Raw genomic sequence first — 15,758 nt, 5'->3', positions numbered from 1 at the left:
GGGGTCGCTTTCTCTTGTTTGTTGTGTATGATACAACTGATGAAACAGCGAGAACCGGAGAAGCAAAAATCCACCCACGGTGGCGCAGGCCGCGGGCAGGGTCGCAAGACGAAAGATCAAGTGGTGGGCCTGCGTCGCGTCAATGTGAGCCTCGATCAAGACAGCATTTGCACGCTTCGCGAAATAGGTGCAGGAGAGCTTTCGCTCGGCATCCGTATGGCGGCTGCAGCGGTAAAGAATGGTTTGCCGGAGAAAGTTATCGGTACGGATACGGCTGGTACGTCTTTTTGGGATGGGATTCTTTCGGATGTGCGTGGACTTTGCGCAGATTATGAAGGAATCGTGGTCATTGGTGGGGCTGCCGTCTGGCTGCAGACCAAAAAATTTCTGGGCCAACAGTTTTTGCAAACGAGCCATGACGCCGATTTCTACATGGGGTTGCAGGACTTCTCCATGCTCAAGGATATTGAAGAAGTCACTAGAAATCCCAGGTTGGGGAAACACCAACTGATCAAGAATGGCGTGGACTTCTATATTTATGTCGAGAAAAGCAACGATTTGGCGGTTCCGTATGAGGACGCGAACCGATTCTCAGAGGTGATAGAGGGGATTCGTTGCGCATGCCGTGAGCATCTTCTTGTATTGAAGCTCAGGGCTTTCGAGAACCGTCAGCATTCCGCAAAAGGACACAAGGATGCCAAAGACATCGCAAAGATCTTGGCCCTGCTTTCGGAAAGCGAGGATCGCAAGCCTGCTGCGCTGGATCATCTGCGGGGCGAGGACAGGAAAAGGCTGAAAGAAATAGCAGATACCCCGAAACTGTTCCAGGACATTGCACAGTCCAATGTCCACTTGGCGAAGCAGCTTCGGGGCATGGCAAAGCGAGGATTGGATTATGTCGAAACCGCCCATGAACCTGAATCTTCCCGCCCCAATCGTGTTACGGGATCCTCTCCCGGATATGGGGGCGGCAAAAAACCGCGCCAAGGGCCTGACATCGATTACTGATCTTTGTGCGCAATCTGGCGTCAGACTCCGGGTGGAAGACCCGGATGCCCATGCTTACCGGATTCTGATTTCTGACCATCTGCCGACCTCGAAACGGTGGACGATAGACAACCAGAAAATCCTGATTATCAACCAGGCCGACTTGCCGCAGGACTACCCTGCACTTCGCGCGCTGGAAGTGCTGGCCTATGCCTTCTTCGATTATGATGCCAGGGAATGCCTGTGTTTTCAGGATTACTTTGATCGGGCGGATTGTTTGCCGTCCGCAAGATAGCCGGATCTCCGGCTTCCCACGCTATACCGAAGATAGTTCTCCAATCACGTGGGTGGCCTATGCTCGGGAAAGCTCGTTGGTCCGTTTTGGTTGCGGTTGTGGCCGCACTGTCTTTTGGCAGCATGGCGCAAGCCGATGTCCCCCCGGCGTTGGGTGAGAATGCCAGCGCGCTCAATGCCATGGCGCAGACCTGGCCCGTGTTGCAGTCTGCCGCGCAATCCTATGGACAGTTGGCGCCGTATGCCGCGGCCACGTGGGCAGGGCCAGGGCCAAGAAAGCAGACCTTGTATGGCTATTGGGAACAATGCCACAACACCCGATGGGATAGCGTTACCCAGAATCTGGTGACTGGCGGACTCGATATCGCCGGGGATGCGGAAGCCGAAGCCTACGCGATCCAGGCGGTGGCGATGGATTACCCGCAACAGCTGTCGGAATACCTGGTGCAGTTGGTACAGAGCGGCAATCCGCAGGGCAACGCGCTGGCCAACCAGATCATGGCGCAAAAAGGCCCGTTGCTCTCGGCCCTGAACAGCCTCACGACGCTCCTGAACACCACAGGGGAGCAGTTGGGCAACGCCATGGGCCCCAACAGCACCTTGCAGCCCTTGCCCATATCCCATTGGCAGGCGGGCATTGGCGATGCGCCCAATCTGTCCGCCGTTCAGTACATCCCGGGCCCAAACAATGGTGCGCCGATCGGCTGGGCGAGTTTTGTGCCAGCAAACTCGATTTATGCCAGGCTCCAGGATATCTGCCCAACCGGCACGGCCAGCCTGCCCAGGATTCCCCTGAAAGGGCAGGTGATGCAGGCAGCCAACCAGGCCATTGCCGATGAACCGGATCTTGCCCAGATGGTGCAGCCCCTGGGAACCGGCAGCACCTGGACAGTGCCAGCGATCGACGATGGTTTCTATCCGGAGATGAACACCCAGGTCCGCCAGCAACTGGTTGCAGCCCTGGCGTCTGATGAGACCGGCATTGCCGGCTACATGGCGCCGATTACGCAATCTCTCCTGCAGTACAATCAGGAAGTGCAGGTGATCCAGAAGGAGATTGCAGCGGCGCAAGGGACAGAAGGATGAGGCGGCTGCTCCTCCGGAAGAGTGGTGAAGGCCTCGAAGAGGGGCTCCACCTGCGTTTCGCTCAGATCCCCGAATACCACGCCCAGATCCACCTCCCGCGCCTCGAAGTAGCGGGCCAGCAGCGCATTGGGCACCCGGCGGAAGAATTGACGGTGTTGGTATTGGCTGGCCATGATTCCCTCCTAAGCCGTGCGGTTATAGATTCCGTTGGATTATATGGGATGTTAGTGTACATTGCAGTACATTTGCAGTATTCGCCATATCCGACAAGGGGGAGCCATGGCCGCCAGCAAATCCACCACCTTGACCTTGCGCACTGCCGCCGAGCAGGAGCACCGCAGTATCACCAATATGGTGGAGGTGCTGATTCGGGACTATTGCGCCAAGCACAGCATCACTGTCGTCAATTCGGCAACTAACGGCCCACTCGAAGGAAAAAATAAATGCCCACACTGGAATTCAAGGGAAAGCAGTTTGTTTATTCGCACCACCTCAGTGTGCCGTTTCGTGAGTTGAAGGTAGAGGCCAAAAAGTCGCTGCCGGAGAAGGGCAAGAAGCCCTCGCTCGATGACAACCTGATTATCCACGGCGATAACCTGGAGGCGCTCAAGGCGCTGTTGCCTACCCATGCGGGCAAGGTGGATTGCATCTTTATCGACCCGCCTTATAACACTGGTGAGGAAGGTTGGTGCTACAACGATAATGTGCGCTCACCGCTGATGAAGGAATGGTTGAAAAAGTCTGCGAATCCGGTGGATAAGGATGATCTGGAGCGGCATGATAAGTGGCTCTGCATGATGTGGCCTAGGATGCAGTTGCTAAAAGAACTGCTGTCATCGAAAGGTAGTATTTGGATTACTCTTGATGATAATGAATCGCATCGTTTTAAGATGATGATGGATGAAGTTTTTGGTGTGGATAGCTTCGTTGCAAATATCGTTTGGCAGCATTCAGTACAAGGTAAAGGATATAGTGATATTTTTTCGGTTCATCATAATCACATCCTTGTTTATGGCAAGGAGGATTTTTCCTTTGATGGGCTAGATAGAACAGAAAGCGATAATGTGAATTATTCCAATCCGGATAATGATCCGAACGGCGACTGGAGGCTTGGTGATGTAAGAAATTCACTTTATCGCCCTAATCTTAAATACAAATTGAAAACTCCATCGGGTAAATATATTGATCCGCCTGAAAATGGTTGGCGATGGAAAGAAGAAACGTTTAGAGAGAAAATAGCCTCAGGTGAGGCAAGTTTTATCGAAAATGAAACAAAGGTTATAAGAAAAATATATTTAAAGGATCAGGATAAAAGAGCGCCAGAAACTATATGGCACGCCTCTGAAGTTGGTAGTACAAGACATGCAAGTAGTACTTTGAAACAAATGTTTGATGGGAAGTCTCCATTTCCAACACCAAAGCCAGTTGAGTTAATTCGACGAGTATTAGCATTAGCGACGGATGAGAATTCAATTGTATTAGATTCATTTTCAGGCTCAGGCACAACCGCCCACGCCGTCCTCGAAGCCAATAAAAAAGACGATGGCAACCGCCGCTTTATCCTCGTCGAATGTGAAGACTACGCCGACACCATTACCGCCGAGCGCGTACGCCGTGCAATAAACGGCTATGCTTTTAAAGGCAACCAAAAAGAAGAACTCTTCCGCGAAAACATCACATGGAGCACATTTGAGAAGAAGCAGCAAAAGGTATTGGAGCGCATTGCCTCGATAGAGAATCTTCAGGGTGGGGATTACGACAAGATCCAAAAAGAGATTAAGGATGGCGTGCTGACCGTGACAGGTGAGCGCAAGATCACCGAAAAGACGCCGGCGCTGGGTGGCAGCTTTACCTTCTGTACTTTGGGAGAGCCAATCGATATTGAAAGCCTGTTGACCGGTGAAGGCTTGCCTGGTTACGAGGCCTTGGCCCGTTATGTGTTCTACACCGCCACCGGCCAATCATTAGAGAATGTTGCCAAACCGGCGGCGGATGGATTTATCGGTGAAACCGAGTTGTTCCGTATTCATCTTCTCTATCAACCCGACAAGGAATGGCTGCGCTCCAACGAGGCGGCGCTCAATGCCGAGCGGGTGGAGGCGATAGCCAAAGGTAACAAGGGTGGTAAACGTGCCATCGTCTTTGCCGTGGCCAAGTTCATGAGCCAGAAGGAACTCACCAAACAGCGCATCGAGTTCTGCCAGTTGCCCTATGCCGTTCACCGTATCCTGGGGGATTGAGCATGGAGCTAAAGGAGTATCAACAGGGAGTATTGCGCAAAACCGACCGTTACCTGGCTGTGCTGGCGGAAAAGCGCGATGATGCGGTCGCCATTGTGGAGTTCCAGCGCAGCCGGGGCAAGGAAGCGAGCTTGACCAACTACCCACGGGAGGCGTGGGACCAGCTCAATAATGAGCGGGTGTTGCCCTATCTGCGCGATAACCAGGGTAACGCCGTCGTAGCGCAGTATCTCTCCCGTTATGACGGCCTGCATCGCTCCATTCCGAATGTATGTTTTAAGGTGCCGACCGGTGGAGGCAAAACCCTGCTGGCGACGGCGACGATAGAGCGCATTCAGGCGGATTACTTTAAGCGCCAAACCGGCTTTGTGTTGTGGGTGGTGCCGTCGGATGCCATCTACAAACAGACCTGGAAGCAGTTGGCCAACCGCGAACACCCTTACCGTCAGATGCTGGAGCGTGCCTCCGGTGGGCGGGTCAAGATGCTGGAAAAAAATGATGCATTTACCCGGCGTGACGTGGAAGAGCAACTTTGCGTGATGTTGTTGATGTTGCCTTCGGCGGCACGTAAGTCCAAGGAGACCTTGCGCCTGTTTCGGGATAGTGGCCGGTTCACTTCCTTCTTTCCCATTGAAGATGATAGCGAGGCGAATAATGCCTTACTGAATCTTGTGCCCAATCTGGATGAAAACGACTTGGCCGACTTTGGCTATGCCAATGGTGTGCTCCCAGGTGTACGATCAGTGAAGATGAGCCTGGGCAATGTATTGCGCCTGGTTCAGCCGGTCGTGATTATCGATGAAGGCCATAAGGCATATTCTGATACGGCACGGGATACGTTATGCGGGTTCAATCCGCGCTTTATTGTTGAGCTTTCCGCTACTCCCAATACCAATGGCAAGCATCAGTCCAATGTGCTGGTGAATGTGCCGGGGCGCGACCTGAAAGATGAGGAGATGATCAAGCTCCCCATCAATGTAATCAACGAAGACAAGGGTGGCTGGAAACATACACTTTCCGTTGCCCACGCCTGGCTGGATGAATTGCACAAAGAGGCACAGGCGCTGCAAAACGAAACCGGGCGCTATATTCGCCCCATCATGTTGGTGCGGGTAGAGCGTACCGGTAAGGAACAACGGGATAATGCCTTTGTGCACGCGGAAGATGCGCGACAATATTTACTGGAACAGCTAGGCGCAAAGGAGGAGGAGATACGCCTTAAAACCTCCGAGACTGACGAACTGGGCGATGATGATCTGCTGGTGGAAACCTGTGCGGTGAAATACATCATCACCAAAGATGCCCTGCGGGAGGGTTGGGATTGTCCCTTTGCCTATGTGTTGGCGATACTTTCCAAGACCACGGCCAATACGGCCTTAACGCAAATGATAGGCCGAGTGTTGCGCCAGCCCCATGCCCAGTTGACGAACTATCAGGCCCTGGATGAGTGTTACGTGTACACCTTTGACCAGGATGTGACCGAGGCGGTGAACGGTGTGCGCAAGGGCTTGCAGGATGAAGGTATGGCGGATCTGGCCTCATCCGTAAAGGCCGGGGATAGTTCGAGTAGCCAGAAGCAGGCGGCAAAGCGCAAGACCATTAACCGAAAAAATAAGTTCGCCAATCTGCCCCCGATCTTTTTGCCTCGCGTGCTACACAAAGACGGAAGCCCGGCAGGCTATCGTGCCCTGGATTATGACCGGGATATTTTGGGTGAGCTGGATTGGGAGTGCTTTCGCTTTCTTCAGGCCGAAAGTGTCAACGTAGAGGCGGATGAAAAGCTACAGCGCACCATAGCCCGTATTGATATTGATAAAAAGGGCAAGGAGGGTGGCCAGACGGTGCTGGATTTGGCGCAGGAAGAGCGCCAGCGTATGCCGGATGAGGGACTGGATATTCCGTTTCTGGTGCGCCAGTTGCTGGACGTTGTGCCTAATCCTTGGCAGGGGATGCGTATCCTGGAAGAGACCCTGGAGAGCCTGCGAAAACGTGGAGTGAGTGAAGAGCGCATCTATGCGAACCGCCTGGATCTGTTACAGGTAATGAAACAGGACTTGCGCCAGCAGGTGAGCGAGGCTTCCGAGGCGTTGTTTCGTAGCAAACTGAAATCCGGTGAAATTAGTTTGCGCCTGGTTTCATCCAATGACCCGGAGTTGAACTGGCGATTGGCTGAAACCCTGGAACTGGATGTGCTGGATACCGATCCATTGTTAAGAAAGAAAAACGGCGAGCCCCTGGAGCGTAATTTCTTTGAGGAGGTGTATCTCAAAGAGTTTAACGAGCTGGAGAAGAATACCGCCTGGTATCTGGATGACCAGGAGAGTATTTATTGGTGGCACCGTATCGCAGTAAATTCACGTTCCTATAGTGTTCAGGGTTGGCAGCGCCAGCGCGTTTTCCCTGACCTGCTTGCCTGCGTGCATGGCACGGAAGATGGCAAGTTTCGTTTCTCAGTGCTGGAAACCAAGGGAGAACACCTCAAGGGCAATGATGATACGGAATACAAGCGCAAGCTGTTTGAGTTGCTGACTGAGTGTGCGAAGACGGCAGTGAGAGCCGGGGAGCTCCATCTAGAGCATGAGCAGAGTGAAATTACCTTTACGATGCTGCTTGAGGATGGCTGGAAAGATCAGATTGTTACCGTTTGCTAGACAGTTGTTTGACCGCCCGTCACGCCGCTTGCAAATAAACCCCGCAACCGTCGCGCCGGGCTAGGCCGTGCCAGGATTCGGGGCCGCCAGACTGCCTCCGCAAACTCCGGCAGACTGGCTCCGTGGTTTCGGTCGTAGTGCGAACTGCCATACTTATCCCAGAGTTGGGAAGGTGATACGGTTCAGCGCCAACCTGTTCTCCGATGCAAAAGAGTCGGAGGGGTGCTCGGGCAGGCAAACAGAGGATGCGGAGGGGATGGCTATGGCGAATGTGAGTGATGTTGCCGCCTATATCCTGCAAAAACATGGTCGCATGACAACCATGAAGCTTCAGAAGTTGGTGTACTACTCGCAAGCCTGGTCTTTGGTGTGGGATGAAAAGCCTCTGTTTCAGGAAAGAATAGAAGCTTGGGCTAATGGCCCTGTGTGCCCGGACCTGGATTCTCAGCACCGTGGCAAATATGTTGTCAATGCTGGTGAGATCAACGGTGATGCTGGCGCTTTAACTCCAGTCGAGCTTGAGACTGTTGATGCTGTTCTCAAATACTATGGCGATCAATCTGCCCAGTGGCTGATTGATCTGACCCAGTCGGAGTCCCCTTGGAAAGATGCTCGTAAAGAATATGCCCCTGGAGATTCTTGCACAAATGAAATAACCCACTCCAGCATGGCAGAATATTACAGTTCGCTTTAGAGCGATGGCGAAGAAGCCTAAGCAACCCTCCAGATCTGCCGATCCTTGTCCGACTAAGCATCCGCATATTGGTGCTTCAGGGAATCAGCGTTTTTCCTGGCGATCAGCAGGTCTAGATTTGGATGGGCCATTTGGCTGGGGTGAATATAGCGCATCCCGCAAGGCTTTCGTTGCCTCCTCCTCTGTCTGCTCCGCATCCCTTCTGACCCCCGCTATACCACAAGAAGTCCTATGTGGTTTTCGGGAGGTCAGCCATGCACACACGTCGTTTTCTTGCTACCTTGGTGGCACTCGCCTTGCCCTTTGCTCCGGCATCCGCCTTTGCTGGTGGTGCCATGACTGGCGGAGCGACGCTCCCCGAGCAGATCGTGCAGGAAGCAACAGCCATTCAGGCCAAAATCTCTGGCGCCGAACGGCTGGTCGAGCAGATCCAGCAGTACGAGAACATGGTGCAAAACATGACCACCCTGCCGCAGAGTCTGATGAACCAGGTGCTGCAGCCGGTGGATCAGTTGTACGGGATGGTGGGCCAAGCCCAACAGCTGGAAACCAATGCCATCAATATTGGCAACCAGTTCCAGAACCTGAATGCGAGTTTCAATCCGCAGATCACGGCCGAGTACAGCCAGAACTACGAAAGCATCAGCCAGGGCCTCAACAATGCGTTGAATACCCTGATCCAGCAGGCGGGCATGAACCCCAGTGCCTTCACCAACCAGGCGCAAGCGCAGCAGGCCATTGCCAATGCCATGCAAAATCCCAATAGCCGCAACGCCTTGCTGCAAGGGGCCGTTGCCGTCGGGCAGGCGACCGTATCGTCGCTCACCCAGACCAACCAGTTGTTGAAGGTGCAGGCGGCAACGGAAGCGGACTGGGAAAAGGCGCAGTTGGCAAACGATACGCAGGAGGCACAGCAAAGCCAGCAGGTTGCCAACGATTTCTTTGGGACATCGCAAAATCCCGGGACCATTTCCACGCAAGGCGGCACGTTGAATTCAACCGGCAATCTGCTAAGCAGTGAAGCCAATCAATTAGGGTAAGGAGATCAATATGCGCCGCTACTGGGTCATCGTTCTTTCTCTCCTGATGCTTCTGGTCGCTCCGGATGCCATGGCTGCCGCGCAGATCAATGGTTCTGGAGCCTCTACGATTCTGAGTGATTTCAATGGAGAGGCCACAAACTGGTATCAAAGTCTGAAGTCCATTGCGGAAGGCATATTTTATGTGCTTTTTGGCATCGACTTTGTATATCTGGTTGCACAGTGGCTCATTGGCGGTAAGGATGTGCACGAGATTTTCACCTCCTTCATCAAGAAACTGTTGACGGTAGGGTTTTTCTACACGGTTCTCATGAACGCATTTCCGCTGATTTCCATGGTGGAAAATGGATTCAAGGGTGCCGGGGCCAGTGCCGGTGGTGCTACCGGCGGTGCGCTTTCCTGGATCTTCACGACGGCGGGAAATGTGTTTACGTCCTGCCTGGCTGGGCCGAAAATAAAGCCTCAGCATAGTAACGTTTTGCAGAGCATCTGGAATACGATTACCAACGGCCCGCATACCCTACTGGTGGACTTCCTGGGTCTTGCCGTAGGCATCATCGTTGCCATTGTGGCGCTTATAGCGATGATCTATCTGGCCCTCGAATATCTGGCCATCCAGATCGAGGCGACGATGGTTGCCTCGATTGGCGTCATTATGCTGGGCTTCTCAGGTAGCCGCTGGACAGTGCAACATGCCGAAGGATACCTCAAGTATGCATTGTCTGTGGGGATCAGGTTTCTGGTGTTATTGTTATGGATAGGATTTTTGCAGCACCACGCAGGAAGCATCATCACCAATATCCTGAATCAGGTTTCCAATGAAAGCATTACAGGCATATCAAATCATGTGGATTCCACGTTGATAGCGTATGCCGATGTCCTGATCTTTGTGCTGCTCATTGCCTGGCTGACCAAGAAGCTGCCGAGCATTGCGGCGAGCGTCATGACGGGCAGCTCTTCGATGTCTGGTGGTGATCTCATGGGTGCTGCGGTTGCGGCGGGTGCGGTTGCGGCGGCGGCGGTTGCTACGGGTGGTGCTGCCCTGGCTGCCGGTGGTGCGAGTGGTGCTGCTGGCGCCATGACCGGGGCACAGGCGGCCAGTGCCGCGGGTGGTGCCGGCGGAGCCGCCGGCATGATGTCTGGCGCATCCGGTGCCGGCGGGGCTGGTGCCGCCGGCGGGGCCGGTGCGGGAATCAGTCCGGTTGCCGGAGAGGGGATGTCGTCAGCCCCTGGGTTGGAAAATGCGGTGGATGCGCCGCAGGTGGAAGAGAACCCCCTGGCAGGCTTGCCGGAGAATACGGTGCTGGCGCCCGGGGATACCGGGACTGCGTCCGGTAGCCAGCCTACCAAAGCTGGCGTCACCAAGTCTGGCAATGCTTCTGCCAATCCCTTGCCATCCGCAGGATCTCAGCCTGCCAAGGCATCGACGTCCAGCGACGGGACTGCGTCCAGTAACGGGACTGCGTCCAGCAATAGTGATGCAGGCGCGAGCGCCGAGGCCATAAGTGGCGAGGCCACAAGCAGTGGCACCACGAGCACTGTGGATACCGGCACCACAGGCGGTGGTGGCGGTAGTGGCACCGGCAACACGCCTACCATGACGCCCGAGCAGGCGGCTTTCCATCAGGCACTCAAACAGGCGATAGCGCCCATGAACGAGCACTTGAGCGGTATCCGCGAGACAATGGAGAAGGCGAATGCGCCGAGGGAGAAGACACGCGGTGAGAAGATCGAGGAAAATGTAGACAAGTTCTTGAAGCATCATGGACAGGCTTCTGAAGCGCACCGTATCGCAGAAAGTTTGGTGTCCCCTGGGAAAGCAGAAAATACTAGCCTTACTGCTGGTCCTTTGAACTTGAAACACAGTGAGTGATGCGCGATGATGGCTGACGAGACAATCCGTGCAATAGGTGTCAAGGCTCACAGTTTCGGAGGTCGCCATGAAAAATTTTAAGTACATTCTGCTGGTTCTGTTCTTCACTGTTCCTGTGTTGATCCATGCTCTGCTGAATACTGCTTCCCTGCACGGCGTAGGTGTTATGCTGGCGTATGTAGTTCTTGGGGTCGTCATTTTGGGCGCTTTGGGAGTCGTTTTTGTGTTGCCGATGTTCGGTAGCTACAATCCCCACAGATTCCCCCAAAAGAATGAAAGCGATTCAGACAAGGCCCGCCGCGATAACATGGTTCGCATGGGCCAGTATGACAGCTGGCATCGCTGGTAAAAACCAACACCACCCCGCCTCGGCGGGGTTCTTTGTGCTTGATCTTGGGTGAGCCATTCTGGTGATACGCGATGATGGCCGACGAGACAATCCGCGCAATGGGTGTCGAAACACTGCGAAAGGATGGCTGAAATGAAGATCAAGATTTTTCTCGTTTGGTTGCTTGCCATAGGTAAGCGATCTCTGACCGGCGTTCTTCCCTTCTGAGCAGGCATTGCCCAGCATGGCGCCATCGTTCTTGTAAAGGATTGGCGTCATGGAAAACACCCCAGAAGATAGCGGCAAGGTTCAGGCCCGGACGGAGGTCTGGCAGCAACGGATGCAGGAATACGAGGCTTGTGGCCTTTCTGCCCGACAGTTCTGCGCAGAACACGGACTGTCCCTGCCGCAGTTTTATTATTGGCGGCGTCGCCTGCGCCTGGAGAGCGGTGGCGTGGTAGCTCCCGGGGATGATGGGGAGGCGATGGCTCCTGCCTTCGTGGAATTGGGCCTGGGTGCTGTGCCACCATCTGCAGCGCGGGCGCTGCCCCTGGAGATTCGCCTCGACCTGGGGGGTGGCTGCGTCCTCTCGATTCGGCGAGGCTGAGGGATGTTCTTTCCGGAAGGACGCATCCGGGTCTTTCTTTGCCGGGTGCCGGTGGACATGCGTAAGTCCTTCGACGGGCTCTCGGCCTTGGTGCATCCGACCTTCGCCCAGGATCCCCTGTCCGGGCATTGCTTCGTCTTCGTGAATCGCAGGGCGACCCAGATGAAGGTGCTGTATTGGGATCGAACGGGATACTGTCTCTGGGCCAAGCGCCTGGAGCGGGGTGGCTTTTGGTCGTGGCGGCATCCCCCCAAAGCGGAGATCGACTGGACCGGTCTCAAACTCCTGTTGGAGGGCATCGATGGCGTCCAAAAAAGGCGCCGTTATCGGCACCAAAACGGAGAAAAATTCTCCTGAAACCCGCTGAAATGCTTGCGATATTAAGCAGTTAGTGTTATGATTCTGCTATGGATTTGGCAGAATCTCCCACCCCCAGAAACTACCCCGAAGCCCTCGCTGCCTGGCAGCTGCAGGTCGAGATCAATGCCACCATCCACAAGAAATTTGAAGCCCAAATCCAAGGGCTCCAAAGCCAGCTCGATTGGTTCCGCCAGCAGTTCTTCGGCCAGAAGAGCGAACGGCGCGTCCCTCCGCCTCCGGTCGAGCAGCTGAGTCTCGGTCAGGAGTTTTCTCCGGCGGAAGTCGCACCTGCGCCTCTTCGTATCGTCGCCGCCCATACTCGCGCCGCGCCCAAACGGCCGGAAGATCGGGCCGAAAGCCTGCCCTTCTTCGATGAGAGCCGGGTACCTACCGAAACCATCACCCTCCCGGCTCCCGAGATCGCAGGCCTCGATCCCGACGCCTGCGAGATCATCGATACCAAGGTCAGCTACCGCCTGGCCCAGCGGCCAGGCAGCTATGTCGTCCTCAAATACGAGCGGCCGGTGGTCAAGCTCCGGGAATCGGAGACCCTGCACACCGCCCCGGCTCCCATGGGGGTTCTGGACGGCAGCCGGGCCGATGTCAGCCTGCTGGCGGGAATCCTGACGGATAAGTTCCTGTACCACTTGCCGCTCTATCGGCAGCATCAGCGGATGGTGGCCCAAGGCCTGCGGGTCAGTCGCTCTTGGCTCACCGATCTCGTGCAACGGTCCATTCTGCTCCTGTCCCCCATCTATACGGCCCAGTTTGAGAGCATTCGCCAGTCTCGCGTGCTGACTATGGACGAGACCCCCATCAAGGCGGGACGCCGGGAAAAGGGCAAGATGCACCAAGGGTACTTCTGGCCGGTCTTTGGCGATGCCCAGGAGATCTGCTTTCCCTATGCCGAAAGCCGGGGCACCATCCACATCCGGGAGCTCTTGGGCCCCTTGGCGCCGGGTACGGTGCTCCTGAGCGATGGCTATGCCGCTTATGCCCGCTTCCAGAAAGAAAACGCGGGGCTGATCCATGCCCAGTGCTGGGCCCACAGCCGACGGGAGTTCGTGCGTGCCGAGGCCCACGCCCCGGAAAGGGTGGCCGAGGCCCTGGAGCAGATCCGGGCGTTCTATCGCGTCGAAGATGAGATTCGCAGCCAAGGATTGAGCGGTGCGGACAAGCGGCACTATCGCTATACCCATAGCCGCCCCCGGGTCGCCCAGTTCTTCACTTGGGTCGAACAGCAGCTGACGGATACGGCCTTGCTACCCAGCAATCCCTTCACCAAGGCCCTCGCCTACGTCCACAGTCGCAAGGGGCCGCTGCAGGTCTTTCTGGAAGAACCTGACGTGCCCATCGACACCAACCACATCGAGTGCCAGATCCGACCCATTCCCTTGGGGAGAAAAAACTGGCTCTTCTGCTGGACTGAACTTGGTGCAGAGCATCTCGGTATCATCCAGAGTCTGCTCAGTACCTGCCGCCTGCAGGGGATCGATCCCTACGATTATCTCGTAGACGTCCTGCAGCGGGTCGGTCAGCATCCGGCCAAGGACGTGGCCCAACTCACCCCTCGTCTGTGGAAAGAGCACTTTGCCCAGGCACCCCTGCGCTCCGATCTGCACCGCTTCCAGCAACACCGCTGATTCCACCGCCCACCTCAATCCCGACCAGGCAATAAGCCATCCTGCCTCATGCCAATGGAGGGGGGAAGAACGCCGCTGAGAGACCGGTTACTGCCATAGTGACATTGCCGCTTTACATGGGTATTCCTGTTGTTGGCAAGTGGTTGGTCGTCATTTTTATCGCTGGGCCTATGCTATTACCGATTCTGAAATGGGCTTTCTCGTATCACGAAGGAGCGGAGCACCTCAATTTTCAGTCATCCAATACGAATGAAGTCAGTCGCGCTTCCCAGCAGGAAGCCATGAATCAGCAGGATATGCTCGCCCGACTGGACAGTCGTTTCGACTATAACGGCAAGTATCACTAGAGAAGTCACCCCGCCTCGGCGGGGTTCCTTTTTCGTCCCTTCTGGCTCTCCCTACTTGCGGGCAGGGACTGCTGACGAGACAATCCGTGCAATAGGTGTCAAGACTCACAATTGGAGGTACCGATGAAAAGCAGGAAGTATCTCATCCTTATTCCGTTTTTGGTTTTTCCTGCGTTGAGTTACGCTGCGCATAACGAAACGGAGAACGAGAAGCAAAGCCAAATTGTTGCTCATGATTTCCTTGGTCCAAATTCCAGTCAACAAACCATAATCACGAAGGGTGGGACATTGCGTTCGACCGGCAATTTGTTGACCATGGAAGCCGACAAATTAAATGATTTGTACAAGCCTAAGCATAAGCCTAAGTACAAGAAAAGCATCGAGAAAAGCATTAAATAGGGGATAAACTGCTTAGAAAACCGGACAGGTCTCTTTGTTTTTGTAATGGCTAAAGCGTATAGTTTTTTTCTAGCTCGTCTGCCATGAGCAGAAGGAGTTACGAAGCCCTTGCACATCGATGTGCAGGGGCTTCAGCTTTTTGCTCTCCACCCTATCCCTCACCCCTGACGCTATACCACCTCAAGGGATGCATCCTTGGGGGATATGTTGCGGGAAGATCAGCGAGGAAACAGCCTTGACCAACGCGGATTCGCAGAACAACCTGCGCCTGGCGATCCGTGAGAAGTTCCAGTCGCAACGATCCGAAAAACCGGAGTGGACGATTCGCTAAAAACGAGAGTGTGTCATTATGCAATTTTTGTATGAGTCGGAAAGAAACCAGATTCGAGAACTGCTGCGCCAGCATGGCGTTGCCGATCCAGACCATCGCGGAGAGGAATGCGACTGCCACCTGGTTTTTGAGGCGTTGCACGTTCTGGCGGACGGTATACCGGAGCGTTTGTATGCCATGATTCACCCGGCAGGGCCGAAGCGTCACCAACACGCAAGTGAAGGATTCACTATGCTTTGGTTTCTGAAAATCGCCAATCAGGGTGCGATGGCCTGCGACGGCTGATCGCGCCAGAGAAACCCCTGCCCATATTCGCAGCCGATACCTTTGGCAAAGGCGAGTTGGTCTGGGGTTTCGATCCACTCGATGATGCTGCGGGCGCCACGCAGGCGGGCCAGGCGCACGATTTCCGCGATCACGTCCCGCGCCCAGGCGTCGTGCAGCGCCCGATGAAAGAATTCTCCATCGATCTTGACCCAGTCCGGGGCGGATTGGGTCATGCGCCAAAGCCCGTCGGCACCCGAAGAACCCACATCGTCGATGGAGATCTGCACGCCATACTCCCGTCGCAGTCCGTCCATGAACTGAAATCCTTCTAACAACACAGGCTGGTTTTCTGTCCACTCAATTACCAACCCAAGGCTATTTTCTGCACATCGCCTTGCAAGCGAAATCCAGACCGGTTGAAAGTGCCGGTTTGCCAGATGTTCGGAATTCGCATTAACGGCTATCCACCGGTTTTTCCCGGGAAGCGTCGCCATAGGCACTTTTTCTGCCATGGACATCAACACCCGCAGCCAGGCGGAATGGCGTCCGTGTGGCAGCGGATGGTCCAGTAGCCATTCTTCTCCGGCCACAATGCCATCCTGCAAGCAAAC

General features: G+C 54.9%; 18 protein-coding genes. 16 read left to right on the top strand and 2 right to left on the bottom strand.

The window, feature by feature from the left end:
- The first annotated feature begins 39 nt into the window (after positions 1–39).
- The 3 genes from M5D89_RS11250 to M5D89_RS11240 are packed head-to-tail and all read left to right on the top strand — an operon-like array spanning position 40 to position 2,367.
- The gene (locus M5D89_RS11250; protein WP_248885890.1) at positions 40–1,008 is read left to right on the top strand and encodes a hypothetical protein; all 969 of its coding nucleotides are present in this window, start codon (positions 40–42) and stop codon (positions 1,006–1,008) included.
- A 31-nt stretch (positions 1,009–1,039) separates the two neighbouring features.
- Positions 1,040–1,282 carry a hypothetical protein gene (locus M5D89_RS11245; protein ID WP_248885889.1) on the top strand — a complete coding sequence of 81 codons (243 nt, stop codon included), beginning with the start codon at positions 1,040–1,042 and terminating at the stop codon, positions 1,280–1,282.
- A gap of 59 nt (positions 1,283–1,341) precedes the next feature.
- A complete protein-coding gene (locus M5D89_RS11240; RefSeq protein WP_248885888.1) occupies positions 1,342–2,367 on the top strand; it encodes a hypothetical protein in 1,026 nt (341 codons plus the stop codon).
- Here the strand turns inward: M5D89_RS11240 and M5D89_RS11235 are convergent.
- A complete protein-coding gene (locus tag M5D89_RS11235; RefSeq protein ID WP_248885887.1) occupies positions 2,310–2,540 on the bottom strand; it encodes a hypothetical protein in 231 nt (76 codons plus the stop codon). The genes M5D89_RS11240 and M5D89_RS11235 overlap by 58 nt on opposite strands.
- A gap of 106 nt (positions 2,541–2,646) precedes the next feature.
- On the opposite strand from M5D89_RS11235, the gene M5D89_RS11230 reads away from it, so the two are divergent.
- The 13 genes from M5D89_RS11230 (at position 2,647) to M5D89_RS11170 (ending at position 15,165) form a co-directional block, all read left to right on the top strand.
- Entirely contained in the window at positions 2,647–2,883 is a 237-nt protein-coding gene (locus M5D89_RS11230; RefSeq protein WP_248885886.1) for a hypothetical protein, read from the top strand.
- Entirely contained in the window at positions 2,811–4,607 is a 1,797-nt protein-coding gene (locus M5D89_RS11225; protein WP_248885885.1) for a site-specific DNA-methyltransferase, read from the top strand. Before M5D89_RS11230 ends, M5D89_RS11225 begins: the two co-directional genes overlap by 73 nt.
- A 2-nt stretch (positions 4,608–4,609) precedes the next feature.
- Positions 4,610–7,258, top strand: a complete 2,649-nt coding sequence (locus tag M5D89_RS11220; protein WP_248885884.1) for a DEAD/DEAH box helicase — start codon at positions 4,610–4,612, stop codon at positions 7,256–7,258.
- A 256-nt stretch (positions 7,259–7,514) separates the two neighbouring features.
- A complete protein-coding gene (locus M5D89_RS11215) occupies positions 7,515–7,952 on the top strand; it encodes a Panacea domain-containing protein (protein ID WP_248885883.1) in 438 nt (145 codons plus the stop codon).
- A gap of 254 nt (positions 7,953–8,206) precedes the next feature.
- The gene (locus M5D89_RS11210) at positions 8,207–8,992 is read left to right on the top strand and encodes a TrbJ/VirB5 family protein (RefSeq protein WP_248885882.1); all 786 of its coding nucleotides are present in this window, start codon (positions 8,207–8,209) and stop codon (positions 8,990–8,992) included.
- A 10-nt stretch (positions 8,993–9,002) separates the two neighbouring features.
- Positions 9,003–10,865 (top strand): P-type conjugative transfer protein TrbL, encoded by a 1,863-nt coding sequence (trbL, locus tag M5D89_RS14265; protein ID WP_283102991.1) that lies wholly within the window; start codon positions 9,003–9,005, stop codon positions 10,863–10,865.
- 67 nt (positions 10,866–10,932) lie between these two features.
- Positions 10,933–11,214: a hypothetical protein gene (locus M5D89_RS11200; protein WP_248885881.1), complete on the top strand. Its 282-nt coding sequence runs from the start codon at positions 10,933–10,935 to the stop codon at positions 11,212–11,214.
- Positions 11,215–11,470: 256 nt separating this feature from the next.
- Complete coding sequence (tnpA, locus tag M5D89_RS11195) at positions 11,471–11,800, top strand: IS66 family insertion sequence element accessory protein TnpA (protein WP_248884015.1); 330 nt, start codon at positions 11,471–11,473, stop codon at positions 11,798–11,800.
- A gap of 3 nt (positions 11,801–11,803) precedes the next feature.
- Positions 11,804–12,157: an IS66 family insertion sequence element accessory protein TnpB gene (gene tnpB, locus M5D89_RS11190; RefSeq protein WP_248884014.1), complete on the top strand. Its 354-nt coding sequence runs from the start codon at positions 11,804–11,806 to the stop codon at positions 12,155–12,157.
- A 50-nt stretch (positions 12,158–12,207) separates the two neighbouring features.
- Positions 12,208–13,803 carry an IS66 family transposase gene (gene tnpC, locus M5D89_RS11185; RefSeq protein WP_248884013.1) on the top strand — a complete coding sequence of 532 codons (1,596 nt, stop codon included), beginning with the start codon at positions 12,208–12,210 and terminating at the stop codon, positions 13,801–13,803.
- Positions 13,804–13,919: 116 nt separating this feature from the next.
- Entirely contained in the window at positions 13,920–14,150 is a 231-nt protein-coding gene (locus M5D89_RS11180) for a hypothetical protein (protein WP_248885880.1), read from the top strand.
- A 123-nt stretch (positions 14,151–14,273) separates the two neighbouring features.
- On the top strand, positions 14,274–14,549 hold the full coding sequence (locus M5D89_RS11175) for a hypothetical protein (RefSeq protein ID WP_248885879.1): 276 nt from the start codon (positions 14,274–14,276) through the stop codon (positions 14,547–14,549).
- Between the two features lie 349 nt (positions 14,550–14,898).
- Positions 14,899–15,165 carry a hypothetical protein gene (locus tag M5D89_RS11170; RefSeq protein ID WP_248885878.1) on the top strand — a complete coding sequence of 89 codons (267 nt, stop codon included), beginning with the start codon at positions 14,899–14,901 and terminating at the stop codon, positions 15,163–15,165.
- Here the strand turns inward: M5D89_RS11170 and M5D89_RS11165 are convergent.
- A complete protein-coding gene (locus tag M5D89_RS11165) occupies positions 15,138–15,641 on the bottom strand; it encodes an EAL domain-containing protein (RefSeq protein ID WP_248886470.1) in 504 nt (167 codons plus the stop codon). The genes M5D89_RS11170 and M5D89_RS11165 overlap by 28 nt on opposite strands.
- Between the last annotated feature and the right edge of the window lie 117 nt (positions 15,642–15,758).

Source organism: Acidithiobacillus acidisediminis (genome assembly GCF_023277115.1).
Classification (GTDB): Bacteria; Pseudomonadota; Gammaproteobacteria; order Acidithiobacillales; family Acidithiobacillaceae; genus Igneacidithiobacillus; species Igneacidithiobacillus acidisediminis.
This window is presented reverse-complemented; position numbering and strand designations above follow the sequence as displayed.